The organism is Streptomyces sp. NPDC045968 (assembly GCF_056430475.1).
Window position 1 is genome coordinate 21,310 of the sequence record NZ_JBWKLF010000006.1, and the last position, 23,678, is coordinate 44,987.

A 23,678-nucleotide genomic window follows, 5' to 3' on the forward strand; every position below is an offset into this window, starting at 1 on the left:
GGTGAACGTCGTTGATCAAGCGGATGAGGGCATGGCGAAGCCACGTCGCCCGGGACGCGGGCCCGCCGGGGAATGCCGGGGAGGGTGGTGAGGGGGCAGGCAGGGGTCAGGAGGTGAAGTGGGGTCAGGCCGCGATGCGTTCGAAGACGGCGGCGAGGCCCTGTCCGCCGCCGATGCACATGGTCTCCAGCCCGTAGCGGGCCTCGCGGCGGTGCATCTCGCGGGTCAGGGTGGCGAGGATGCGGGCTCCCGTGGCGCCCACGGGGTGGCCGAGGGAGATTCCTGAGCCGTTGACGTTGATCCGCTCGTGGTCCTTGTCGCCCAGGCCCAGTTCGCGGGTGCAGGCGAGCACTTGGGCGGCGAATGCCTCGTTGAGCTCGATCAGGTCGAGGTCGGCGAGGGTGAGCCCGGCCCGGCCGAGTGCGGCGTGGGTGGCCGGGACGGGGCCGATGCCCATGGTCGAGGCGGGGACTCCGGCGCGGGCGAAGGAGACGAGGCGTACGAGCGGGGTGAGGCCGAGCCGCTCGGCGGTGGCGGCGCTGGTCACCAGGCAGGCGGCCGCCGCGTCGTTCTGACCGCTGGCGTTGCCCGCGGTGACGGTGGCCTCCGGGTCGGACTTCCCCATCACGGGGCGCAGCGCGGCCAGTTGCTCGGCGGTGGTGTCCGGGCGGGGGTGTTCGTCGGCGGTGACGACGGTCTCGCCCTTGCGGGTCCGTACGGTGACGGGCACGGTCTCCGCGTCGTACCGGCCCTCGGCGACGGCGTGTGCGGTGCGCTGCTGCGAGCGCAGGGCCAGCGCGTCCTGGTCGGCGCGGCTGATCGCGTACTCGCGGCGGAGGTTCTCAGCGGTCTCGATCATGCCGCCGGGTACGGGGTGGTTGACGCCGCCCGCCGTGACCCGGCCGCGGGCCAGGGAGTCGTGGAGCTGGAGGCCGGGGCCCTTGATGCCCCAGCGCCCGTCGTGCGTGTAGTAGGGGGCGGCGCTCATCACATCGACGCCGCCCGCGATCACGATGTCGCTGAAGCCGGCCCTGATCTGCATCGCCGCGTCGAGGACGGCCTGGAGGCCGGAGCCGCAGCGCCGGTCGATCTGCGCGCCGGTGACGGAGACGGGCAGTCCTGCGTCGAGGGCTGCGACCCGGCCGATGGCGGGTGCGTCGGAGGAGGGGTAGGCGTGGCCGAGGATCACCTCGTCGACCCGGGCGGGGTCGACGCCTGTGCGGGCGACGACCTCAGCGATGACGCGCGCGGCGAGCGAGGCCGGCGTCTGCTGTGCGAACGCTCCGCCGAAGCGGCCGATGGGGGTGCGCAGGGGTTCGCAGATGACGACATCGAGCTGGTCGGGCACGGCAGGGCCTTTCGGAGGGTGGCCGGGACGGGGCGGGCCGGGGCGTGAGGTGGGGTGGGCCGGGGTGTGGAGGTGTGGGGCGACCCTCGCATCAGGTGACTGATTCGGTCCAATATTGAATTCACCCTGATTCGAGACGTGCGGCGTCTCAATCGGGTGGGCGGGTGTCTCCCCCCGCCGGTGCGGGGGTCGGCAGGGCCTCCTCCGCGACCGCGAGCACCGCGCGGAGCGCGGCCGACGGGTTGTCCTGACGCCAGGCGAGGGCCGCCTGACGGCGGATGGGCGGTCCGGCCAGGGGCCGGTAGACCAGGCCGTTCTGCTGGATGTGCCGGCAGGAGGTGACGGTCAGGGTGACGCCGACCCCGGCGGCGACCAGCGCCAGGATGGTGTACGAGTCGGGGGCCTCCTGGACCACGCGGGGGTTGAACCCGGCGGCCTCGCAGGCTTCGACCATGGCGTCCCGCACGGTCGATCCGGTGTTGGCGGGGAACGAGACGAACGGTTCCTCGGCCAGCACCGCCAGGGGAACGCGGTCCAGTTGGGCGAGCCGGTGGTCGGAGGGCAGGGCGCAGATCAGCTCCTCCTCGTCGATCACCCGGTGGGTCACGCCCGGCTGGGTCACCGGCAGCCGGACGAAGCCGAGATCGAGCGAGCCGTCCGCGACCCTGGACAGGGCGACGTTGGCGTACGTCTGGCCGGTCATGACGAGCTCCAGGCCGGGGTGGGCGGCGCGCACCGCCCGGGTGAGCTGGGGCAGCGTCTCGTGGCTGGAGGCGCCGGCGAATCCGATGGTGACCCGCCCGTACTCACCGCGCCCCGCGGCCTTGGCCGCCCGTACCGCCGTGTCGAGATCGTCGAGCACGGTGCGTACCGGTCCGAGGAACGACTCGCCCGCGCTGGTGAGGCGTACCGAGCGGGTGTTGCGTTCGAAGAGCTGCACTCCGAGTTGCTTCTCCAGCTGGCGGATCTGCTGGCTCAGCGGGGGCTGGGCCATCTGGAGTCGCTTGGCGGCCCGGCCGAAGTGCAGTTCCTCGGCCACGGCGACGAACGCGGTCAGATGTCGCAGTTCCATGTCACACCTCACTGCTTTTCGGCTGATGACCGGGATTCATTAATCAGCGGTCTGGATGCGACCTTAATTTGGTATTGGACAGCAATCAATGGCCGCTGACACGGTGGGGCGACCCGCATGCGTACCGCCCGAGGAGCACCGTGGACAGGACAGACCGGCCGGACAGGACCGACAAGGTCATGACGATGAAGGCGGCGGTCGCCGCCTTCGTCCATGACGGGGACACCGTCTGCCTCGAAGGCTTCACCCATCTCATCCCGACCGCCGCGGGACACGAGATCATCCGCCAGGGCCGCAAGGACCTCACGGTCGTCCGGATGACGGCCGACATCGTGGTGGACCAGATGCTCGCGGCGGGCTGTGTCTCCCGCCTGGTCTCCTCCTTCGTCGGCAACTCGTCCGCCGGATCGCTCGGCAATCTGCGGCGCCGCATCGAGAGCGCCGATCCGGCGCCGCTCGCCTATGAGGAGTACAGCCACTACGGGATGATCTGCCGGTATCTCGCCGGCTCCCAGCGGCTGCCGTTCTATCCGCTGCGTTCGTACGGCGGGAGCGATCTGCCGAGCGTCAACAGCGATCTGCGGAAGGTCACTTCGCCCTATCCGGGGCCGGACGGCGAACCGGAGCAGATCTACGTCGTGCCGCCGGTCAACCCCGATGTGACGTTCATCCACGCGCAGCGCGCCGACCGGAGCGGCAACACCCAGATGTGGGGGCTGACGGGCATCCAGGCGGAGGCGGTGTACGCGGCGAAGAAGGCGGTCGTCGTGGTCGAGGAGCTCGTCGGCGACGAGGTGATCCGCTCGGACCCGAACCGCACGCTCGTCCCCGCCCACGCGGTCCACGCCGTCGTCGTCTGCCCGCGTGGCGCGCACCCCTCGTTCGCGCAGGGGTACTACGACCGCGACAACGCCTTCTACCGGGCCTGGTCGCAGATCAGCCAGGACCCCGGCCGCATCCAGGCGTGGCTGGACGAGTGGGTGCGCGGCACGGCCGACCACGCGGAGTACGTGGCGAAGCTGGGCGAGGAGTTCTGGGCGGGCCTTGCCGTCGGCGAGGCGCTGAGCGAGCCGGTGAACTACGGACGCCGGCTGTGACGACCGCGAGTACGGGATACGAGAAGGAGCCTCCCATGACCATCACCGCACAGGACACCCCCGTCACCTCGTCGGAGCTGCTGTCCGTCGTGGCGTCCCGCGAACTCGTCGCGCGCCGGACGGTGTTCGCGGGCATCGGGCTGCCGACGCTCGCCACCGAGCTGGCGCATCTGACGGTCGCCCCGGAGATCGAGGTGGTGTACGAGTCGGGGGTGTGCGGCGCGCACCCCTCGCATCTGCCGGAGACGATCGCCGACGCCGTGCTGATCACGGGGGCCGAGGCGGTGATCTCGATGCCGACGCTGTTCGGCTGCGTCCTCCAGGGCGGGCACATCGACGTCGGTTTCCTCGGGGCCGCCCAGATCGACCGCTGGGGCAATCTCAACACGTCGGTCATCGGTGACTGGGAGAGCCCGTCGGTGCGACTGCCGGGGTCGGGTGGCGGTGTCGAGGTGATGGCGAACGCGCGCGAGGTGTTCGTGGTGATGCGCCGGCACACTCCGCGTTCCTTCACCGATCCGCTGGACTTCTGCACGACGCCGGGCCCCGACCGGGCGCTCGCCGAGGGCATCAGGCCGCTGGGTGTCGGCGTCACCCGGGTCATCACCGAACTCGGCATCCTGGCCCGTGAGGGCATCGGCCACGAGCTGCGGCTGGTCGCCGTCCAGCCGGGCGTCACGGTCGGCCAGGTCAGGGCCGCGACCGGCTGGGACCTCCAGGTCGCCGACACGGTCACCACGATCGCACCCCCGACCGCCGACGAGCTGCGCCTGCTGCGCGACGATGTCGACCCCGAACGCGTCTATCTTCGCTGAGCCGAAATCTGACCTACCGGAAGGACCGTAACTGCCATGCGGATCAGGATCGTCGGTGCCGGAGCCATGGGCCGCGGCATCGCCCAGTGGGCGGCGACCGCGGGACACACCGTCGAGTTGTGCGACGTGCGCGCCGAGGCGGTGAAGGACGCCCTGGAGTTCGTGACGGGCATGCTGGAGCGCGCCGTGCGCAAGGGGCGTCTGTCCGCCGAGGAGTGCGCGGCCACCGTCGGGCGTCTGGTGCCGCTCGACGACCCGTGGGCGGCGGGCCCCGATGTGGAGCTCGTCATCGAGGCCGTACGGGAGGACCCGGCGACCAAGGCGGACGTCTTCGGCAGGCTGGAGCGGGCGCTGCCCGCCTCGGCCGTGTTCGCGACGAACACCTCGTCCCTGTCGGTCACCGGGATCGCGGCGACGCTCCAGGACCCGACGCGCCTGGCGGGGCTGCACTTCTTCAACCCGGTACCGCTGATGAAGATCGTCGAGGTGGTGCCGGGCGCGGCCACCCGCCCGGAGATCCCGCCGGCCCTCACCGCGCTGGTGGAGAGCTGCGGGCACCGCGCGGTCACGGTCGCGGACACCCCCGGTTTCCTGGTCAACCACGCGGGGCGCGGTCTGGTGACCGAGGCGCTGGCGCTGCTGGAGGAGTCGGTCTCCGATCCGGCGGGCATCGACCGGATCGCCCGGGAGGTGCTGGGGCTGCGGATGGGCCCGTTCGAGCTGATGGACCTCACCGGTCTCGATGTGACGGCCGCGGTGATCGACTCGATCTGGCAGGGCTTCCGTCATGAGGACCGCCTCCGGCCCTCCTACCTCACCCCGAACCGGGTCACGGCGGGTCTGCACGGCCGCAAGACCGGGCAGGGCTGGTTCGCGTACGGTCCCGGGGCGCCCGCCCCGGCGGCCGAGCCGCCGGTCACGGGTGACGCGGACCGTCCGGTGTACGTCGTGGGCGAGGCGTCGGACCCGGAGGCGGCCCGGCTGCGCGCCGAGCTGGCCTCGGCGGGCGCGCGCGTGGTGACCGGCCCGGTGCCGGGCCAGGACGACGTCGTCCTCGTGCCGGTGTGGGGCACCACGGTGGCCGCCGCCGTCGCCGCGCACGGGCTGCCCGCCGGCCGCACCTTCGGCGTGGACCCGCTGCCCCCGGCGGGCCGTCGCCGGGTGCTCGCCGTGACGCCCGCCGCGGACCCGGCCGCCGCGCGCGACGCCCGCGCGGTGCTCGCCCGGGCGGCGGACGGCGAGGAGCCCTGGGCCGTGTCGGTGGTCAGGGACACGGCGGGGTCGGTCGCGCAGCGGCTGCTCGCCTCCGTCGTCTCCGTCGCCGCGTCGATCGCGGAACGCTCCCTCGCCACTCCCGCGGACATCGATCTGGCGGTCACGGCCGGGCTCGGTTACCCGGTGGGGCCGCTGGCCTGGGGTGAGCGCGTCGGCGCCGGGCGGATGCTGGATCTGCACCGGGCGCTGCACGCCTCGACGGGTGACCCGCGCCACCGCCCGACCCGCTGGGTCACCGAACGCGCTCAGCTCGGTCTCGCGCTGACGGCTCCGGGCGTCTCCCCCGCCGACTGCGCGTGACGGTGCGCCGGGTGCCCGGGAGGACGTACTCCCGGGCATCCGGCCCCGTATGGCCATGACCGTTTCGTACAAGACGGCGGGCCGGTTGCGGCCTAGGTTCGGTGCATGACTCCACGACTCGACGCGATCAGCATCACCACCGCGGACCTGGGCGCATCGCTCGCCTTCTACCGCCGGCTCGGGCTCGCCGTCCCCGCCGGCGCGGAATCCGCTCCCCATGTCGAAGTGACGCTGCCGGGTGGCATGCGGCTGCTGTGGGACACCGAGGACGTCGTCCGCTCGTTCGATCCCGACTGGGCCGGAACGGCCGGCGGGGAACGTGTCGGGCTCGCCTTCCGCTGTGACGGTCCGGCGGAGGTGGACGCCGTGTACGACGAGCTGACGGGTGCCGGGTACGAGGGCCATCTCAAGCCGTGGGACGCGGTGTGGGGGCAGCGTTACGCGGTGGTGCTCGACCCGGACGGCAGCGCGGTGTCCCTCTTCGCCGACGCCTCGTAGCCCGCGCCGCGCAGATAGTCGCTGAGGGTGGTGCCGGCCAGGTCCCGCATCTCCCGGGCCAGGTGCGCCTGGTCGGTGCAGCCCGCGGCGTACGCGGCCTCGGCGTACGATGTGCCGGACCGTACGAGGCTCAGCGCGCGTTGCAGTCTCAGGACCCTGGCCAGCGTTTTGGGCCCGTAGCCGAACGCGGCCAGGGAGCGGCGGTGCAGCTGGCGGGCGCCGAGGCCCACGGCTCCGGCCGTGCCGGCGACCGACCGGCCCCGTCGCAGCTGTGCGGCGACGGAGAGCATGAGCGGGTCCGGCGGTCCGGCGTCGGCCGCTCTGCGCAGGGCGAGGCGCTCCAGCGCGGCGACGGGGTCGGCCGCCTCCGCGACGCGTTCGGTGAGCCGGCGGACGTGGGCGGCGGGCCAGAGGTCGTCGAGGGCGACGCGCCGGTCCCGCAGTTCGTGCGCCGGTACGCCGAAGAACGCGGGCGCCGTCCCGGGGGCGAACCGGATCCCGGTGCAGGGACCGGCGTACTCGGCGGGCACCAGGAACGCGTGGGTGTCGGGCCCGGCGACCTGGAGGCCGCCACCGGTCAGCAGCAGGTCCATGCACCCGTCGGGGAGGACCGGCCTGGCGGGGCCGCCCTGCCGGCGCACGGTCCAGACGACCGCCCCGTCGACGCGCGAAGCCCACTCCTCGTACATTCCGGACCACCCCCTACTGGCCTGGCTTCGTCTCCTTGTCGCGGGGACCGTGCAGCCGGGACTTCACGTCGTCCGGCGGCAGGAACCGCGACCACCGCTCCGGGAACTCGGACGGCATGTACACATCGTCCTCCTCGTCCTCGTCCTCCCATGGTCCGCCCGGGACGGCGGCCCAGGCGCGGGCCACGAACTCGGCCGCCTGCGCCGCGCGGGCGCGCTCGTTGGCCGCACGGGCCGCGGAGGTCGCGAGCGAGGGCCACACCCGGTCGATCGCGGCGTTGACCGCAGCACCGACCAATACCGCGAAAGCGGAGATACCGATCCACAACAGGACAGCGATGGGAGCCGCCAACGACCCGTAGATCGTGGGGCCTTCGACCGTACTGGTGAGGTAGATCCGCAGCAGGAAGCTGCCCAGGACCCACATGCCGAGGGCCACGAGCGCCCCCGGCACGTCCTCGATCCACGGCGAACGGACCGGCACCGACACGTGGTAGAGCGTCGTGAGGAAGGCGATGGTCAGCACGATGACGAGCGGCCAGTACAGGACCGCTATCACTTCGGTGCCCCAGGGGACGAACTCCACGACCCGGTCGGGGCCGACCACGAGCAGGGGCAGCACCACCGCGCCGAGCAGCAGCGCGATGACGTAGAGCAGGAAGGCGAGCAGCCGGGTCTTGACGATGCCGCGCTCCCCGTCGAGCCCGTACATGACGGTGATCGTGTCGATGAACACGTTCACCGCCCGTGAGCCGGACCAGAGGGCGATCGCGAAGCCGATGGAGATGACGTCGGGCCGGGCGCCCGTCGTCACGTCGTCCAGCAGCGGCTTGGCGAAGTCGTTGACGCCGCGCTGGGAGAGGACCGTCTGCGCCGCGTTGAGGATGTTGCGCTCGATGGAGGCGACCGTGGTGGTGGACGTCCACTCGTCGACGTATCCGAGCAGCCCGATCAGACCGAGCAGCAGCGGCGGCAGTGACAAGAGGGTGAAGAACGCGGCCTCGGCCGCGAGGCCGAGGATGCGGTACTCGATGCACGAGTTGACGGTGTCCTTGAGCAACTGCCATGCCATCTGCCGCTTGGATACGTTGCGGTAGAGGACGCGAGCCCGGTGGAGCCGACCCGATGGCCGCTCGGGTGTTTCATTTGCTGCCTGCACCTCCTTACCGTAGCTGTATGGCAGCCACCACCCACACAGTGACCAACCAGGTTCCACCGCTGGTCGGCTATGACGTCTTCCACGCCGATCTCGCCCTCTCCGAGGCCGTGGAGCGGCATATCGCGCCGGATCTCCTTTCCACGGTGCGCGAGGAGCTCGGCACGCTCGGCCGGTCCGCCGGTTCGGCCCATGCCCAGGAGTGGGGTGCGCAGGCGAACGAGAACCCGCCGAGACTGCGTACGCACGACCGGTACGGCAACCGCGTCGACGAGGTGGACTTCCATCCGGCCTGGCACCGGCTGCTGGGGCACGCGGTGTCGGCCGGTCTCACCGACGCCTGGGGCAGGCCCGGCGGTCATGTCCGGCGGGCGGCCGGATTCCTGGTGTGGACGCAGAGCGAGGCGGGCCACGGCTGCCCGCTGTCGATGACCCACGCGGCGGTGCCCGCCCTGCGGACCGACCCGGCGCTGGCCGCCGAGTGGGAGCCGCTGCTGACGTCGAAGGTGTACGAGGAAGGTCTGCGGCCCCCGTCGCAGAAGGCCGGTGTGCTCTTCGGGATGGGCATGACCGAGAAGCAGGGCGGCACCGACGTGCGGTCCAACACGACCCGCGCCGAGCCGCTGGCCGGGGACGGGGAGTATCTGCTCACCGGCCACAAGTGGTTCTGTTCCGCGCCGATGTCCGACGGCTTCCTGGTGCTCGCGCAGGCTCCCGGGGGGCTGACCTGCTTCCTCCTGCCGCGGATCCTGCCGGACGGAACCCGCAACGTGTTCGCCATCCAGCGGCTCAAGGACAAACTGGGCAACAGGTCCAACGCATCCAGTGAGGTCGAGTTCGACGGGACGTGGGCACGCAGGGTCGGCGAGGAGGGGCGCGGGGTGCGCACCATCATCGAGATGGTGGCGGCCACCAGGCTGGACTGTGTGGTCGGTTCGGCCGCGCTGATGCGGCAGGCGGTGGCGCAGGCGATCCATCACACGGCATACCGCAGCGCGTTCGGCGGGGTGCTGATCGAGAAGCCGCTGATGCGCAACGTACTGGCCGATCTGGCGCTGGAGTCGGAGGCGGCGACGACGCTCGCGCTGCGGCTCGCCGCCGCGTACGACGCCGATACGCCGCAGGAGCGGGCCTTCCTGCGGATCGCCGTGCCCACCGCCAAGTACTGGGTGACGAAGCGGTGCACCCCGGTGGTGGGCGAGGCGCTGGAGTGCCTCGGCGGCAACGGGTACGTGGAGGAGTCGGGCATGCCCCGCCTGCTGCGTGAGGCGCCGCTCAACTCGATCTGGGAGGGCTCGGGGAACGTACAGGCGCTGGACGTGCTGCGGGCGTTGCAGCGCGAACCGCAGGCGCTCGACGCGTTCCTCCAGGAGATCGGCAGGGCGCGGGGCGCCGATCACCGGCTCGACGCGGCGATCAAGGATCTACTCACCGAACTGGCGGACCTGGAAGCGGTCGAGGCGCGGGCCAGGCGGCTCGTCGAGCGGATGGCGCTGGTGCTCCAGGGTTCGCTGCTGATCCGCTGGGCGCCGCCGGAGGTCGCCGACGCGTTCTGCGCCTCACGGCTGGGCGGGGACTGGGGTTCGGCGTTCGGGACGCTGCCGCACCAACTGGCTCTCGCCTCGGTGGTGGAGCGCGCGCGGGCCTACGACCGGTAGGAACGGGGTTCCGCGGAAAGCGACGGAGGGTGGTGCTGCGCCGACACGGCACCACCCTCCATGCTTGTTCCACACCTGGCCACGGGGCACAGGCCCCGCGGTGCGGTGTTCCGCCACTCTCGTCCGGACCTGTACCCGCTGACCAGAGTTGCAGGGGGTTGCAAGCATTGGTGACACGCGACACCGGGCAGCGGCAGGATGGGACCCGCCCGGCCACGGCCGGCCGGAGGGCCCCCACCCCACGGCCGGGACAAGGGGAAGAGTGATGAGGGGGAACGGATGATGCGGAGCAGCCGCGCCGGGCAGTCGCGTGGGGCCGTCCCGCGTGCGGAGATCGACGCCTCGTGGGACCGGGTGGCGCGCAGCGGCATCGACCCGGACCAGTCCACCGAGAGCGAGCTGCTGGGGTCGAACGAGATCGAGCACCGGCGCAACGCCTCCACGCTCGGCGAGGTGATGCCGCTGCTGCGCAACGGTCTCGCGTCCATCGCCGACGCCTCGCAGCAGATCATGGTCGTCACCGACGTGGACGGCCGGGTGCTGTGGCGCCAGGGGCACGCGGCGGTGCTGCGCCAGGCCGACGGCATCTGTCTGGAGGAGGGCGCCGCGTGGTCGGAGACGATCACGGGCACCAACGCCATCGGGACGACCCTCGCCACGCGCAAGCCGATCCAGGTGCACTCCTCCGAGCACTACGTCCGCTCGCTGCACACCTGGACCTGCGCCGCCGCTCCCGTCCGGGACCCGCGGGACGGCAGACTCGTGGGCATCCTGGACATCAGCGGGCCCGCCCGCACCTTCCACCCGGCCACGCTGGCGCTGGTCGACTCGGTCGCCAAGCTCGCCGAGAGCGAGATACGGATGCGGCATCTGGTCGCGATCGAGCGGCTGCGGTCGGTGGCCGCGCCGATCCTGTGCCGGCTGAGCGGCCGGGCGCTCGCGGTCGACGGCCAGGGCTGGCTGGCCGCGGTCACGGGCATGCCGCCGGTGGACCGGCTGCCGCTGCCGAAGTCCTTGAAGCCGGGCCAGGTGTGGCTGCCGTCGCTGGGTATGTGCCGGGTGGAGCCGCTGCCGGGCGGCTGGCTGGTGGAGGTGGCCGACTCGGCCCAGGACGGGCCGCCGCGCCGGGTGGTCCTGGATCTGAGCAGGGCCCGGGGGCTGGCGGTCCATGTCATCAACCCGGTGGGCACCTGGACGCAGCGGCTCTCGCCGCGCCACGCGGAGCTGCTGTACGCGCTGGCGCTGCACCGGGAGGGGCGTACGGCGGCGGAGCTGGCGCAGGACATTTTCGGGGACGCGACCAGGACGGTGACGGTCCGGGCCGAGATCTCGCGGCTGCGGCGTCATCTCGCGGAGGTGCTCGCCCACCGCCCGTACCGCTTCGGCGAGGGGGTGGAGGTGGAGGTGATCCACCCGGAGGACCCGGCGGATCTGCTGCCGCATTCGAAGGCGCCGGTGGTGGTCGGGGCGCGCGGGTCCGCGGGCCTGTAGGACGCCCGTAGACACAGGGTCGCCCGGGCGGGGCGACGAGGCCATCTTGTCATGTACAGCACTTCCCGGGACCCTGATTCCCACCTGTCCATGCGCGTAGACCCTTCCCTGCGGAACGGCCTGTGCCTCGTCGGAGGAATTCAGATGTCGCATCGAAGACGCCGCACCCCGTCCATCGCAAGAATGATGGCGACCCTGGCGGTGGCAGCGGCGAGCACGCTGCTCACCGTGGGCTCGTCCGTGGCCGACGGGCCGGGGGCGGCCGCGTCCGCCCCCGGCCCCGAGGCCGCGGTGACCGAGTATCTGCACGAGCGCGGCGAGCAGCGGGCCGGGATCGCGGCCTCGCAGGACCGGCCGGTGGTCTCGGTGACGCGCGAGGCGGGGGCCTGGGCCCACGGCACGGCCGTCCTGGCCACGGAGCCCGGTTCCGAGCGGATGCCGGAGGGCTGGCTGTTCGTCGCCCACCGGGAGAAGGGTTCCTGGCAGGTCGCGTTCGACGGGGAGCCGCGGTTCGCCGAGCTCTCCGCCCGCTCCACCCTGACCAAGGCCGCCGAGAAGCCGCTCTTCGCCGCACAGGACGGCAGACAGCCGGCCGCGCGTACCACCGGGATCACGCCGCTCGCCGGGAGCGACTTCCGTACGGGCATGGCCCTGCCCTGGGCCGGCGGCCAGACGTGGACCATGACCTCCGGACCGCACGGCTGGGGCGGATCGGAGACCCCCTGGAGCTCGGCGGACTTCGCGGGCGGCGACGAGGCGGTGCGCGCGACGCGCCAAGGCACCGCGTACACCATGTGCACGGGCTGGGTCCGGGTCATCCACGACCGCGGCTACTCCACGGACTACTACCACCTGTGGAACAACATCAGCGCGAACGGTACGGCCGTGGGCGCCGGTGCGTACCTCGGCTACACCGGCACGGACGTCACGTGCGGCGGCGCCGCGTACGGGCGTCACGTCCACTTCGGGCTGCGGCAGAACAGCGCCTACGTCGGGCTCGCCGGCCACGGACTGGGCAAGTGGGTCATGGAGAACGGCGGCGCCGCCTACCAGGGCTCCGCGCTGCACGGCAGCGTCCGCGTCGGTGCCGGGGGCAACCTCTACAACTACGGCGCCCTCGGCCTGAACCAGGGCGTCATCGACGCCAACGGCGGCGGCTCGGTCAACAAACGCACGGGCCCGGGCACCGGCTACGCCCTCAACGGGTCCGTGGCGGACGGCGCCACGGTCACGGTGTCCTGCTCCAGCAACGGCACCTCGCACACCGGCCGCTACGGCACCACGAGCCTCTGGAACAGGCTCTCGGACGGTACGTGGGTGAGCGACGCCTACATGTGGACGGGCGTCAACGGACCGGTCAACGGTTACTGCTGAGCCTCACCGGCGGGCGAGGGGGGTCCACGTTCTGGACACCCCCGGACCCGCCTTGGCCGAAATCGAACGGCATGATTCCCTGACCGTATGAGCAACCCATCGCGCCCGGTCACCGCCACCACGGCGGTGACCATCTGGTCCCTGGAGCAGACCTCGCCCGCCGACCTGCGGCCCTCCGCCGCCCCCGGGGGCGATGTGCGGGTCGTGCGCGCCGAGAGGCCGCTGCCGGAGTTCAGCCGGTTCCTCTACACGGCGGTCGGCGGCGACATCCGGTGGACCGACCGGCTGGGGATGTCGTACGCGCAGTGGCAGGAGGCGCTGGACAGGCCCGGCGTCGAGACCTGGGTGGCGTACGAGAACGGCACCCCGGCCGGGTACGTGGAGCTCGACCCGCAGGACGACGGCGCCGTGGAGATCATGTACTTCGGGCTGATCCCGGCCTTCCGGGGCCGGCGGATCGGCGGGCACCTCCTCTCGGTGGGTACGGCGCGCGCCTGGGACCTGGCCGAGCGCTGGCCCGAGCGGACGCCGACGAAGCGGGTCTGGCTCCACACCTGTTCCAAGGACGGCCCGCACGCGATGGACAACTATCTGCGTCGGGGTTTCCGGCTCTTCGACACCCGGATCGAGCAGGAGCCCGAGGTGGAGACGCCCGGCCCCTGGCCCGGTGCGCACGCCGTCTGAGTCGACTTGTCGGCCCCGCGGGAGTGACGGACGACACAGCGTCTCACTTTTCGAGACCATGTCGTCCACATCGTGGATCGTGGTGGACTGCTCGGAACTGCGCGTGACAGGCTTCCGTCATGTCTGGAACTGGAATTGCCTTGGTGAGTCGGCGGCACGTCGACCTCGGCCGCATGTCCAGCGCCATCTGTCCGGCGAGCTGAGACACCCAGCACCGCCGCGATCCCTTTACCTCTGCTGACCCAGCGCACCGCCGCGCCTCCGCGCGAGTGTGCTGTTCAGAGCCGCCCTCCCGCAGTCCCGAAGGACGTATTGTCATGGCCGCCACCCCGGAACAGCCTGCGACCACCGCGCCACGCCGCAAGGCCGGACGCCACCGTGGCGAGGGCCAGTGGGCGATGGGTCACTTCACCCCGCTCAACGGGAACGAGCAGTTCAAGAAGGATGACGACAGTCTCAACGTGCGGACACGCATTGAGACGATCTACTCCAAGCGCGGCTTCGACTCGATCGACCCCAACGACCTGCGGGGACGCATGCGCTGGTGGGGGCTCTACACCCAGCGCAAGCCCGGCATCGACGGCGGCAAGACCGCCATCCTGGAGCCGGAGGAGCTGGACGACCGCTACTTCATGCTCCGCGTCCGCATCGACGGCGGCCGGCTGACCACGGCACAGCTCCGGGTCATCGGTGAGATCTCGCAGGAGTACGCGCGGGGCACCGCCGACATCACCGACCGGCAGAACGTCCAGCTGCACTGGATCCGCATCGAGGACGTTCCGGCGATCTGGGAGAAGCTGGAGGCCGTCGGGCTCTCCACCACCGAGGCGTGCGGTGACTGCCCCCGCGTGATCATCGGTTCCCCGGTGGCGGGTATCGCCGCCGACGAGATCATCGACGGCACGCCCGCGGTCGACGAGATCCACGACCGCTACATCGGCAGCCCGGAATTCTCGAACCTGCCCCGCAAGTTCAAGACCGCCATCTCCGGCTCGCCGGTGCAGGACGTGGTCCACGAGATCAACGACATCGCGTTCGTCGGCGTCGACCACCCCGAGCACGGTCCCGGTTTCGACGTCTGGGTCGGCGGCGGGCTCTCCACGAACCCGAGGCTGGCCGAGCGGCTCGGCACCTGGGTGCCGCTCGACGAGGTCCCGGACGTCTGGGCCGGAGTCGTCGGCATCTTCCGCGACTACGGCTACCGCCGGCTGCGGACGCGCGCCCGCCTGAAGTTCCTGATGGCCGACTGGGGTCCCGCCAAGTTCCGCCAGGTGCTGGAGGACGAGTACCTCAAGCGCCCGCTGCTCGACGGTCCCGCCCCCGCCCAGCCCTCCTCCCGCTGGCGCGACCACATCGGCGTCCACCAGCAGCGCGACGGCCGGTTCTACGTCGGCTTCGCCCCGCGGGTGGGACGCGTGGACGGTTCGACGCTGGCCAAGATCGCCGACCTCGCGGCCGCCCACGGCTCGGACCGGCTCCGTACCACCGTCGAGCAGAAGATGATCATCCTCGATGTGGAACAGGACCAGCTCGACTCGCTGGTCTCGGGCCTGGAGGCGCTGGACTTCCAGGTGAAGCCGTCGCCGTTCCGGCGCGGCACGATGGCCTGCACCGGTATCGAGTTCTGCAAGCTGGCGATCGTCGAGACGAAGGCGCGCGGCGCCTCGCTCATCGACGAACTGGAGCGCCGCATGCCGGAGTTCGAGGAGCCGCTGACGATCAACATCAACGGCTGCCCCAACGCCTGCGCCCGTATCCAGACGGCCGACATCGGTCTCAAGGGCCAGCTCATGCTCGACGACGAGGGCAACCAGGTCGAGGGCTACCAGGTGCACCTCGGCGGCGCCCTGGGCCTGGAGGCCGGCTTCGGCCGCAAGGTCCGTGGTCTCAAGGTCACTTCGGCGGAACTGCCCGACTACGTCGAGCGGGTCCTCGGCCGCTTCCAGGAGGAGCGCGAGGACGACGAGCGCTTCGCGACCTGGGCCGCCAGGGCCAGTGCGGAGTCGCTGTCATGAGCGAACGAGCCGCGCCCTTCTACTGCCCGTACTGCGGCGACGAGGACCTGCGTCCGCACGAGACCGGGCACGGCGCCTGGGAATGTGCCTCCTGCAATCGCGCGTTCCAGCTGAAGTTCCTGGGGCTGCTGTCCCAGGGCCTGAAGCGCAACGACGTTGAAGGGGACGGGATATGACGGACACTCTGCAATCGGCCGAGCTCACCGACGAGGCTCTGAGGGAACTGGCCGAGCGGGCGGGCCGCGAGCTGGAGAACGCCTCCGCGCCCGACATCCTGAAGTGGGCGACCGACACGTTCGGGACGCGGTTCTGCGTCACGTCCTCGATGGAGGACGCGGTGGTCGCGCATCTCGCCTCGCGCGTCGCGCCCGGTGTGGACGTGGTGTTCCTCGACACCGGTTACCACTTCCCGGAGACCATCGGGACCCGGGACGCGGTGGACGCGGTGATGGACGTGAACGTCATCACGCTCACTCCCCGGCAGACCGTGGCCGAGCAGGACGCCGAGTACGGGCCGAAGTTGCACGACCGCGACCCCGACCTCTGCTGCGCCCTGCGGAAGGTCAAGCCCCTTGAGGACGGCCTGACGTCGTACACCGCTTGGGCCACCGGCCTGCGGCGGGACGAATCCCCGACCCGCGCGAACACTCCGGTGGTCGGCTGGGACGAGAAGCGGCGCAAGGTCAAGATCTCGCCAATCGCCTCTTGGACGCAGGAGGACGTGGATGCCTATGTTGCCGAACACGGCGTCCTGACCAACCCGTTGCTCATGGACGGGTACGCCTCCGTGGGCTGCGCACCCTGCACCCGGCGGGTGCTGGAGGGCGAGGACGCACGGGCCGGCCGGTGGGCCGGACGGGGCAAGACCGAGTGCGGACTGCACGGCTGATGACAACGGATCAGGAGACTTCGATGAGCGTGACGGAGACAGGGGCCACCATCTGGCTGACCGGTCTGCCGAGCGCGGGCAAGACGACCATCGCGTACGAGCTGGCGGGCCGGCTGCGCGGTGACGGGCACAAGGTGGAGGTGCTCGACGGCGACGAGATCCGGGAGTTCCTCTCCGCGGGGCTCGGCTTCTCCCGCGAGGACCGCCACACCAACGTCCAGCGGATCGGCTTCGTCGCCGAACTGCTGGCCGCCAACGGCGTGAAGGTGCTCGTCCCGGTCATCGCGCCGTACGCGGACAGCCGTGACGCCGTCCGCAAGCGCCACAGCACCGAGGGCACCGCCTATCTGGAGGTGCACGTCGCCACCCCCGTCGAGGTGTGCTCCGAGCGTGACGTGAAGGGGCTGTACGCCAAGCAGGCAGCGGGCGAGATCAGTGGCCTCACCGGGGTCGACGACCCCTACGAGGCACCCGAGTCGCCCGATCTGCGGATCGAGTCGCACCAGCAGACCGTGCAGGAGTCCGCAAGCGCGCTTCGTGCGCTGCTCACCGAGAGGGGCCTGGCGTGACGACCGTCGCCACTGTGCCGGAAGGCACCGTCCATCCTTACGCGCTCAGCCACCTGGACTCCCTGGAGTCCGAGGCGGTGCACATCTTCCGCGAGGTGGCGGGTGAGTTCGAGCGGCCGGTCATCCTGTTCTCCGGCGGCAAGGACTCCATCCTGATGCTGCACCTGGCGCTCAAGGCGTTCGCGCCCGCGCCGGTGCCGTTCACGCTGCTGCACGTCGACACCGGGCACAACTTCCCCGAGGTCCTGGAGTACCGGGACCGTACCGTCGAGAAGCACGGGCTGCGGCTGCACGTCGCCTCCGTACAGGAGTACATCGACGCCGGGAAGCTCCGCGAGCGCCCCGACGGCACACGCAACCCGCTCCAGACGGTGCCGCTGACCGAGGCCATCCAGCAGCACCGCTTCGACGCGGTGTTCGGCGGCGGACGCCGCGACGAGGAGAAGGCGCGCGCCAAGGAGCGGGTCTTCTCGCTGCGCGACGAGTTCTCCCAGTGGGACCCGCGCCGTCAGCGCCCCGAGCTGTGGCAGCTGTACAACGGCCGCCACGCTCCCGGTGAGCACGTCCGGGTCTTCCCGATCTCGAACTGGACCGAGCTCGACGTCTGGCAGTACATCGAGCGCGAGGGCATCGAGCTCCCGGAGATCTACTTCGCCCACGAGCGGGAGGTCTTCAACCGCTCCGGGATGTGGCTGACCGCCGGCGAGTGGGGCGGCCCCAAGGAGCACGAGACGGTCGAGACCCGGCTGGTGCGCTACCGCACGGTCGGCGACATGTCCTGCACCGGCGCCGTCGACTCCGACGCCACCACGCTGGACGCCGTGATCACCGAGATCGCCGCCTCCCGTCTCACCGAGCGGGGCGCGACGCGCGCCGACGACAAGATGTCCGAGGCCGCGATGGAAGACCGCAAGCGCGAGGGGTACTTCTAACATGACCACACCCACCCAGCAGGCCGGCCAGGTGTCGACCACCACGCTGCTTCGGTTCGCCACCGCGGGATCGGTCGACGACGGCAAGTCCACCCTCGTGGGACGGCTTCTGCACGACTCCAAGTCGGTCCTCACCGACCAGTTGGAGGCCGTCGAGCACGCGTCCCGCAACCGGGGCCAGGAGGCGCCCGACCTGGCGCTGCTGACCGACGGACTGCGGGCCGAGCGCGAGCAGGGCATCACCATCGACGTCGCCTACCGCTACTTCGCGACGCCGGCCCGGCGGTTCATCCTCGCCGACACCCCCGGCCATGTGCAGTACACCCGCAACATGGTCACCGGCGCCTCGACCGCCGAACTGGCCGTGGTCCTGGTCGACGCCCGTAACGGTGTGGTCGAGCAGACGCGCAGGCACGCCGCCGTCGCCGCGCTCCTGCGCGTCCCGCACGTGGTCCTCGCCGTCAACAAGATGGACCTCGTCGAGTACGCGGAGCCCGTGTTCGCCGCCATCGCCAAGGAGTTCACGGCGTACGCGGCGTCCCTCGGCGTCCCGGAGATCACCGCGATCCCGATCTCCGCGCTCGCCGGTGACAACGTCGTGGAGCCCTCGGCGAACATGGACTGGTACGGCGGCCCGACCGTGCTGGAGCACCTGGAGACGGTGCCGGTCAGCCATGACCTCACCGCCTGCCACGCCCGGTTCCCCGTCCAGTACGTCATCCGCCCGCAGACCGCCGAGCACCCCGACTACCGCGGTTACGCGGGACAGATCGCCGCGGGAGCGTTCCGGGTCGGTGAGACCGTCTCGGTCCTGCCCTCGGGGCGCACCTCGACGATCGCGGGGATCGACGCGCTCGGCGAGAGCGTCGACGTCGCGTGGGCGCCGCAGTCCGTCACCATCCGGCTGGCCGACGACATCGACGTCTCGCGTGGTGACCTGATCGCTCCCGTCGGTGACGCGCCCGCGGTCACGCAGGACGTCGAGGCGACCGTCTGCCACGTGGCCGACCAGCCGCTCTCGGTGGGCCAGCGGGTGCTGCTCAAGCACACCACCCGCACGGTCAAGGCGATCGTCAAGGACATCCCGTCCCGGCTGACCCTGGACGACCTGTCCCAGCACCCCGCTCCGGGGCAGCTGGTCGCGAACGACATCGGCCGGGTCGTCGTACGCACCGCCGAACCGCTCGCGCTCGACGCGTACGCGGACTCCCGGCGCACCGGCTCGTTCCTGCTGATCGATCCCGCGGACGGCACGACGCTCTCCGCCGGCATGGCGGGCGCCTCGTTCGCCGAGGTGGCCGGTGCCGCACAGGACGAGGCCCCGGCGGGCGACGACGCCGAGTGGGACTTCTGATGGGCATCGACGTCTTCTCGACCTTCGCGAAGGAGGGCGGCCGGGTCGGCAGCGGCGCCCTCGGCAGCGGCCAGGGCGGCGTCGGGCGATGTGCGTGATGACGTACGCGCACTGCCTGCGCGCCCGCTCGCACCAACCGCACCGCCCGTTCAGACGAAGACCTGCCGACCGCCCGGCCGCGTCCCCGGACCTCCGGGGGACGTGAGCACCGGGCCGACGAGAGGAAAGCCTCCCGTGTCTGCCCCACGTTCCACCGTCCGCCGCAGCCTTGCCGCTGCCGCCGCCCTGCCGCTGCTCGCCGTGGTGCTCACCGCCTGCGGTTACGGCTCCGAGGCCAAGGACGACGACGCCAAGAAGGCGAATCTCGCCGCCGGCGGCAAGAAGCTCTCCGCGGACAGCGTGAAGATCGGCTACTTCCCGAACCTCACACACGCCACCGCCCTGGTCGGTATCCAGGAGGGCCTGATCGCCAAGGAGCTGGGCGGCACCGAGGTGAAGCCCTCGACGTTCAACGCGGGGCCCTCCGAGATCGAGGCGCTCAACGCGGGTTCGATCGACATCGGGTTCATCGGCCCCTCCCCCGCCATCAACGGCTTCTCCAAGTCCGAGGGCAAGAGCCTGCGGATCATCGGCGGTTCGGCCTCCGGCGGCGTCAAGCTGGTGGTCGACCCGAAGAAGATCAAGACCTTGGACGACCTCCGGGGCAAGAAGATCGCCACTCCTCAGCTCGGCAATACCCAGGACGTGGCGTTCCTCAACTGGATCTCCGAGAAGGGCTGGAAGGTCGACGCCCAGAGCGGCAAGGGCGACGTCTCCGTGGTCCGTTCGGACAACAAGGTGACACCGGACGCCTTCAAGGCGGGTTCCCTCGACGGCGCCTGGGTGCCGGAGCCGACCGCGTCCAAGCTGGTCGCCGAGGGCGGCAAGGTGCTCCTCGACGAGTCCTCCCTGTGGCCGGACAACAAGTTCGTGATCACGAACATCATCGTGTCGCAGAAGTTCCTCTCCGAGCACCCGGACGTCGTCGAGGCGGTCCTGCGGGGCTCGGTGAACACCAACGCGTGGATCAACGCCAACCCGGACAAGGCGAAGGCGTCGGCCAACGCCGCGCTCAAGGAGCTCAGCGGCAAGCCGCTGGCCCCCGAGGTCCTCGACCCGGCGTGGAAGTCCGTCCAGTTCACGGACGACCCGCTGGCCGCCACGCTCGACGCCCAGGCGGAGCACGCCGTGAAGGCCGGTCTCCTGGAGAAGACGGACCTGACGGGCATCTACGACCTCAAGCCGCTCAACAAGATCCTGAAGGCCGCGGGCAAGCCCGGGGTCAGCGACGCCGGTCTCGGCGTCAAGTAGCCCGACCGCCCATCCGTTCCAGGATTCCCAGGAGGTGACGACCATGGCGACCACCACCCTCACCAAGGCCGAGGACCGTGCGACGGTCGAGCACGCCGCTCGTCTCTCGCACGTCTCGAAGTCCTTCGCAGGACCCACGGGTCAGCAGCTCGTCCTGGACGACATCACGCTCGATGTCGCTCCCGGCGAGTTCGTCACCCTCCTGGGAGCCTCCGGGTGCGGAAAGTCGACCCTGCTCAATCTGGTGGCCGGACTCGACCGCCCGACCGCGGGGTCCATCGAGACCCCCGGCGGGCGGCCCGCCCTGATGTTCCAGGAGCACGCGCTCTTCCCGTGGCTGACCGCGGGCAAGAACATCGAGCTCGCCCTGCGGCTGCGCGGGGTTCCGAAGCAGGAACGCCGCACGGAGGCCGAGCGGCTGCTCGAACTGGTCCGTCTCGGCGGGGCGTTCGGCAAGCGGGTGCACGAACTCTCCGGCGGTATGCGGCAGCGGGTCGCGATGGCCCGCGCGCTCGCCCAGGACAGCCGGCTCCTGCTGATGGACGAGCCGTTCGCCGCGCTCGACGCCATCACCCGCGATGTGCTGCACGACGAACTGACCCGGATCTGGCGCGAGACGAACGTCTCGGTCCTCTTCGTCACCCACAACGTGCGCGAGGCGGTGCGCCTCGCCCAGCGGGTCGTCCTGCTGTCGTCCCGGCCGGGCCGGATCGCCCGGGAGTGGTCGGTCGGCATCGAGCATCCCCGTCGTATCGAGGACACCGCGGTGGCGGAGCTGTCCGTCGAGATCACCGAACAACTGCGTGGGGAGATCCGCCGACATGGCCAGCACTGACATCAAGACCGACGATCTGGCCGGTCTCGAAGCCGGTCTCGACGCGCTGGACGCCGTGCAGGTGCGGCGGACCCCGGTGCGCGAGATCCTGGTCGGCAAGGTCCTGCCGCCGCTGCTCGCGGTGGTGCTGGTGGTGGCGGCCTGGCAGCTGCTCGTCACGGCGCAGGTCACCGAGGACTACAAGCTGCCGCCGCCGTCCGCCGTCTGGGACAGCGCGGTCGAGATGTGGCTCCAGGGGACCCTGCTGGAGGTCATCTGGACCAGCGTCTCGCGTGGTCTGCTCGGATTCCTGCTGGCCGTCGCCCTGGGGACGCCGCTGGGGCTGCTGGTCGCCCGGGTGAAGTTCGTCCGGTCCGCCATCGGGCCGATCCTGTCCGGTCTGCAGTCCCTGCCCTCGGTGGCCTGGGTGGCGCCGGCCGTGATCTGGCTCGGGCTCAACGACAAGATGATGTACGCCGTGATCCTGCTGGGCGCGGTCCCCTCGATCGCCAACGGTCTGGTCTCCGGCGTCGACCAGGTGCCCCCGCTGTTCCTCCGGGCGGGCCGCACACTCGGCGCGACCGGGCTGCGCGGCACCTGGCACATCGTGCTGCCCGCCGCACTGCCCGGCTATCTGGCGGGCCTCAAGCAGGGCTGGGCCTTCTCCTGGCGTTCCCTGATGGCCGCCGAGATCATCGCCTCGTCCCCCGATCTCGGGCTCGGGCTCGGTCAGTTGCTGGAGAACGGACGCAACAACTTCGACATGCCGGGGATCTTCCTCTCGATCCTCCTCATCCTGTTCGTCGGCATCGCGATCGACCTGCTGATCTTCAGTCCGCTGGAGCGGTGGGTCCTGCGCAGCCGCGGCCTCCTCGTGAAGAGCTGAGCCCCGGCATGCCGTCCCCCGTCCTCCTCGTCATCGCCCACGGCAGTCGCGATCCGCGGCACGCGGCGACCGTGCACGCGCTCACCGAGCGGGTACGGGCGCTGCGGCCGGGGCTGCGTGTGGAGACGGGCTTCCTGGAGTTCAACGCGCCCTCCGTGCCCCGGCTGCTGGAGCGCCTGGCCGCGGAGGGTGCGCAGGATGTCGTCACGCTGCCGCTGCTCCTCACCCGCGCCTTCCACGCCAAGACCGACATCCCTTCGGTACTGCGCGAGGCCCGCACCCGCCTGCCGAGGCTGCGGGTCCGTCAGGCGGAGGTCCTGGGCCCGTCGCCGCTGCTGAACGCGGCGCTGGAACAGCGCTTGTACGAGGCCGGGGTCTCCCCCGGCGACAGAGGCTCGACCGGGCTCGTCCTGGCCTCGGCGGGCTCCACGGACCCGGAGGCGATCGCAGTGATCGCTGAAATCGCGCGGGAGCTGCGGCACACCGGTTGGTGCGCCGTGCGGCCTGCGTTCGCCTCCGCATCTCTTCCCCGTACGCAGGACGCCGTACGGGCCCTTCGCGCCGAGGGTGTACGTCGGGTGGCGGTGGCCCCGTACGTCATCGCGCCGGGCCGCCTTCCTGACCGTATCCTCGCGGGCGCGGCCGAGGCGGACGTGGTGGCCGGTGTCCTCGGTGCCGCGCCCGAGCTGGCGCGGCTGCTGGTGCGGCGGTACGACGAGGCACGGACCGCGGAGCGGTTCGCGGCGGCCGGCTGAACCGGCCGGCCGTCAGTCGAACGAGAGGCTGCCCGTGCGGGCACGCTTCAGCTCGAAGAATCCCGGGTGGTTCGCGAGGACCCGGAAGCTGTCGAAGAGCCGGGCCGCCTCCTCGCCCCGGGGGATCGCGTTGAGTACGGGCCCGAACCAGACCGTGCCGTCGACGTGGATCGTGGGTGTGCCGACATAGGCGTCCGCCTCGGGGTCCTTCCCCCGGTCGTGGCTGCGGCGGACGGCTTCGTCCCATGTCTCCTCGTGCGCGGCGGAGGCCAGACCGGCGGGCAGGCCGAGTTCGGCCAGGGCCTCGGCGGTCACCGCGTCGAAGTCCTCGTTCTTCTGCTCGTGGATGCGGGTGCCGAGCGCTGTGTACAGGTCGCGCAGCACCCCCTCGCCGTGACCGGCGGCGGCCGCGACCCGTACCGGACCGATGGATCTGTCGACGAGATCGCGGTACCAGTCGGGGAGTTCGTTGCCGGTGTTGTGGAGGTGGAGGCTCATGAGGTGGAAGCGGAGCTCGATGTCGCGCCGCTGCTCGACCTCCAGCATCCACCGGGAGGCGATCCAGGCGAACGGGCAGGCCGGGTCGACGTAGAAGTCGACGAGGGTCCTGCCCGTGGTGGTGTTCCTGTGCGTGGTCATGAGGACCAGGCTAGGCAG

Annotated in this window: 24 protein-coding genes; 19 read left to right on the forward strand and 5 right to left on the reverse strand. The window is 71.1% G+C overall.

Going from position 1 to position 23,678, the window contains the following annotated elements:
• Window positions 1-124: 124 nt before the first annotated feature.
• Together AC07FA_RS18425 and AC07FA_RS18430 are read right to left on the reverse strand one after the other, a co-directional pair.
• Window positions 125-1,348, reverse strand: coding sequence for an acetyl-CoA C-acetyltransferase (locus AC07FA_RS18425; protein ID WP_479076650.1), 1,224 nt, complete (start codon window positions 1,346-1,348; stop codon window positions 125-127).
• A 148-nt stretch (window positions 1,349-1,496) separates the two neighbouring features.
• Window positions 1,497-2,420 carry a LysR substrate-binding domain-containing protein gene (locus tag AC07FA_RS18430; RefSeq protein ID WP_479076651.1) on the reverse strand — a complete coding sequence of 308 codons (924 nt, stop codon included), beginning with the start codon at window positions 2,418-2,420 and terminating at the stop codon, window positions 1,497-1,499.
• Window positions 2,421-2,599: 179 nt separating this feature from the next.
• Here AC07FA_RS18430 and AC07FA_RS18435 point away from each other — a divergent pair, with 179 nt between their 5' ends.
• The 4 genes from AC07FA_RS18435 to AC07FA_RS18450 all read left to right on the forward strand — a co-directional run bounded on the left by AC07FA_RS18435 (window position 2,600) and on the right by AC07FA_RS18450 (window position 6,405).
• The gene (locus tag AC07FA_RS18435; protein ID WP_479077224.1) at window positions 2,600-3,517 is read left to right on the forward strand and encodes a CoA transferase subunit A; all 918 of its coding nucleotides are present in this window, start codon (window positions 2,600-2,602) and stop codon (window positions 3,515-3,517) included.
• A 35-nt stretch (window positions 3,518-3,552) separates the two neighbouring features.
• Window positions 3,553-4,332 (forward strand): CoA-transferase subunit beta, encoded by a 780-nt coding sequence (locus AC07FA_RS18440; RefSeq protein WP_479076653.1) that lies wholly within the window; start codon window positions 3,553-3,555, stop codon window positions 4,330-4,332.
• Window positions 4,333-4,368: 36 nt separating this feature from the next.
• On the forward strand, window positions 4,369-5,907 hold the full coding sequence (locus tag AC07FA_RS18445) for a 3-hydroxyacyl-CoA dehydrogenase (protein ID WP_479076655.1): 1,539 nt from the start codon (window positions 4,369-4,371) through the stop codon (window positions 5,905-5,907).
• A 105-nt stretch (window positions 5,908-6,012) separates the two neighbouring features.
• The gene (locus tag AC07FA_RS18450; RefSeq protein WP_479076656.1) at window positions 6,013-6,405 is read left to right on the forward strand and encodes a VOC family protein; all 393 of its coding nucleotides are present in this window, start codon (window positions 6,013-6,015) and stop codon (window positions 6,403-6,405) included.
• Here the strand turns inward: AC07FA_RS18450 and AC07FA_RS18455 are convergent.
• On the reverse strand, window positions 6,345-7,094 hold the full coding sequence (locus tag AC07FA_RS18455) for a helix-turn-helix domain-containing protein (RefSeq protein ID WP_479076657.1): 750 nt from the start codon (window positions 7,092-7,094) through the stop codon (window positions 6,345-6,347). The two genes, AC07FA_RS18450 and AC07FA_RS18455, sit on opposite strands and share 61 nt — an antisense overlap.
• Before the next feature lie 13 nt (window positions 7,095-7,107).
• Window positions 7,108-8,166, reverse strand: a complete 1,059-nt coding sequence (locus tag AC07FA_RS18460; protein WP_479076659.1) for a YihY/virulence factor BrkB family protein — start codon at window positions 8,164-8,166, stop codon at window positions 7,108-7,110.
• 104 nt (window positions 8,167-8,270) lie between these two features.
• Here AC07FA_RS18460 and AC07FA_RS18465 point away from each other — a divergent pair, with 104 nt between their 5' ends.
• From AC07FA_RS18465 to AC07FA_RS18535, 15 genes are all read left to right on the forward strand, one after another.
• Entirely contained in the window at window positions 8,271-9,908 is a 1,638-nt protein-coding gene (locus AC07FA_RS18465) for an acyl-CoA dehydrogenase family protein (protein WP_479076660.1), read from the forward strand.
• A gap of 279 nt (window positions 9,909-10,187) precedes the next feature.
• Window positions 10,188-11,399: a helix-turn-helix domain-containing protein gene (locus tag AC07FA_RS18470; RefSeq protein ID WP_479076662.1), complete on the forward strand. Its 1,212-nt coding sequence runs from the start codon at window positions 10,188-10,190 to the stop codon at window positions 11,397-11,399.
• 144 nt (window positions 11,400-11,543) lie between these two features.
• Complete coding sequence (locus tag AC07FA_RS18475) at window positions 11,544-12,773, forward strand: M23 family metallopeptidase (RefSeq protein ID WP_479076663.1); 1,230 nt, start codon at window positions 11,544-11,546, stop codon at window positions 12,771-12,773.
• 87 nt (window positions 12,774-12,860) lie between these two features.
• Window positions 12,861-13,457 (forward strand): GNAT family N-acetyltransferase, encoded by a 597-nt coding sequence (locus AC07FA_RS18480; protein ID WP_479076665.1) that lies wholly within the window; start codon window positions 12,861-12,863, stop codon window positions 13,455-13,457.
• A gap of 119 nt (window positions 13,458-13,576) precedes the next feature.
• Window positions 13,577-13,660, forward strand: a complete 84-nt coding sequence (locus AC07FA_RS18485) for a putative leader peptide (RefSeq protein ID WP_309486338.1) — start codon at window positions 13,577-13,579, stop codon at window positions 13,658-13,660.
• 114 nt (window positions 13,661-13,774) lie between these two features.
• A complete protein-coding gene (locus AC07FA_RS18490) occupies window positions 13,775-15,472 on the forward strand; it encodes a nitrite/sulfite reductase (RefSeq protein WP_479076667.1) in 1,698 nt (565 codons plus the stop codon).
• Window positions 15,469-15,648 carry a hypothetical protein gene (locus AC07FA_RS18495; protein WP_328906565.1) on the forward strand — a complete coding sequence of 60 codons (180 nt, stop codon included), beginning with the start codon at window positions 15,469-15,471 and terminating at the stop codon, window positions 15,646-15,648. The genes AC07FA_RS18490 and AC07FA_RS18495 overlap by 4 nt, the downstream gene beginning before the upstream one ends.
• Window positions 15,645-16,361, forward strand: a complete 717-nt coding sequence (locus AC07FA_RS18500) for a phosphoadenylyl-sulfate reductase (protein WP_479076669.1) — start codon at window positions 15,645-15,647, stop codon at window positions 16,359-16,361. Before AC07FA_RS18495 ends, AC07FA_RS18500 begins: the two co-directional genes overlap by 4 nt.
• Entirely contained in the window at window positions 16,361-16,930 is a 570-nt protein-coding gene (gene cysC / locus AC07FA_RS18505) for an adenylyl-sulfate kinase (protein WP_479076670.1), read from the forward strand. The genes AC07FA_RS18500 and cysC overlap by 1 nt, the downstream gene beginning before the upstream one ends.
• Window positions 16,927-17,862: a sulfate adenylyltransferase subunit CysD gene (gene cysD / locus AC07FA_RS18510; protein ID WP_479076672.1), complete on the forward strand. Its 936-nt coding sequence runs from the start codon at window positions 16,927-16,929 to the stop codon at window positions 17,860-17,862. The genes cysC and cysD overlap by 4 nt, the downstream gene beginning before the upstream one ends.
• A gap of 1 nt (window position 17,863) precedes the next feature.
• Window positions 17,864-19,216 (forward strand): sulfate adenylyltransferase subunit 1, encoded by a 1,353-nt coding sequence (locus AC07FA_RS18515; RefSeq protein WP_479076673.1) that lies wholly within the window; start codon window positions 17,864-17,866, stop codon window positions 19,214-19,216.
• A gap of 234 nt (window positions 19,217-19,450) precedes the next feature.
• Window positions 19,451-20,566, forward strand: a complete 1,116-nt coding sequence (locus AC07FA_RS18520) for an aliphatic sulfonate ABC transporter substrate-binding protein (RefSeq protein WP_479076674.1) — start codon at window positions 19,451-19,453, stop codon at window positions 20,564-20,566.
• A gap of 43 nt (window positions 20,567-20,609) precedes the next feature.
• The gene (locus AC07FA_RS18525) at window positions 20,610-21,401 is read left to right on the forward strand and encodes an ABC transporter ATP-binding protein (RefSeq protein WP_479076675.1); all 792 of its coding nucleotides are present in this window, start codon (window positions 20,610-20,612) and stop codon (window positions 21,399-21,401) included.
• Window positions 21,388-22,266, forward strand: a complete 879-nt coding sequence (locus AC07FA_RS18530) for an ABC transporter permease (RefSeq protein WP_479076676.1) — start codon at window positions 21,388-21,390, stop codon at window positions 22,264-22,266. The genes AC07FA_RS18525 and AC07FA_RS18530 overlap by 14 nt, the downstream gene beginning before the upstream one ends.
• An 8-nt stretch (window positions 22,267-22,274) precedes the next feature.
• Window positions 22,275-23,021, forward strand: a complete 747-nt coding sequence (locus AC07FA_RS18535) for a sirohydrochlorin chelatase (RefSeq protein WP_479076678.1) — start codon at window positions 22,275-22,277, stop codon at window positions 23,019-23,021.
• 12 nt (window positions 23,022-23,033) lie between these two features.
• Here AC07FA_RS18535 and AC07FA_RS18540 read toward each other — a convergent pair whose 3' ends face one another.
• The gene (locus AC07FA_RS18540) at window positions 23,034-23,660 is read right to left on the reverse strand and encodes a mycothiol-dependent nitroreductase Rv2466c family protein (RefSeq protein ID WP_479076680.1); all 627 of its coding nucleotides are present in this window, start codon (window positions 23,658-23,660) and stop codon (window positions 23,034-23,036) included.
• Window positions 23,661-23,678: the final 18 nt, after the last annotated feature.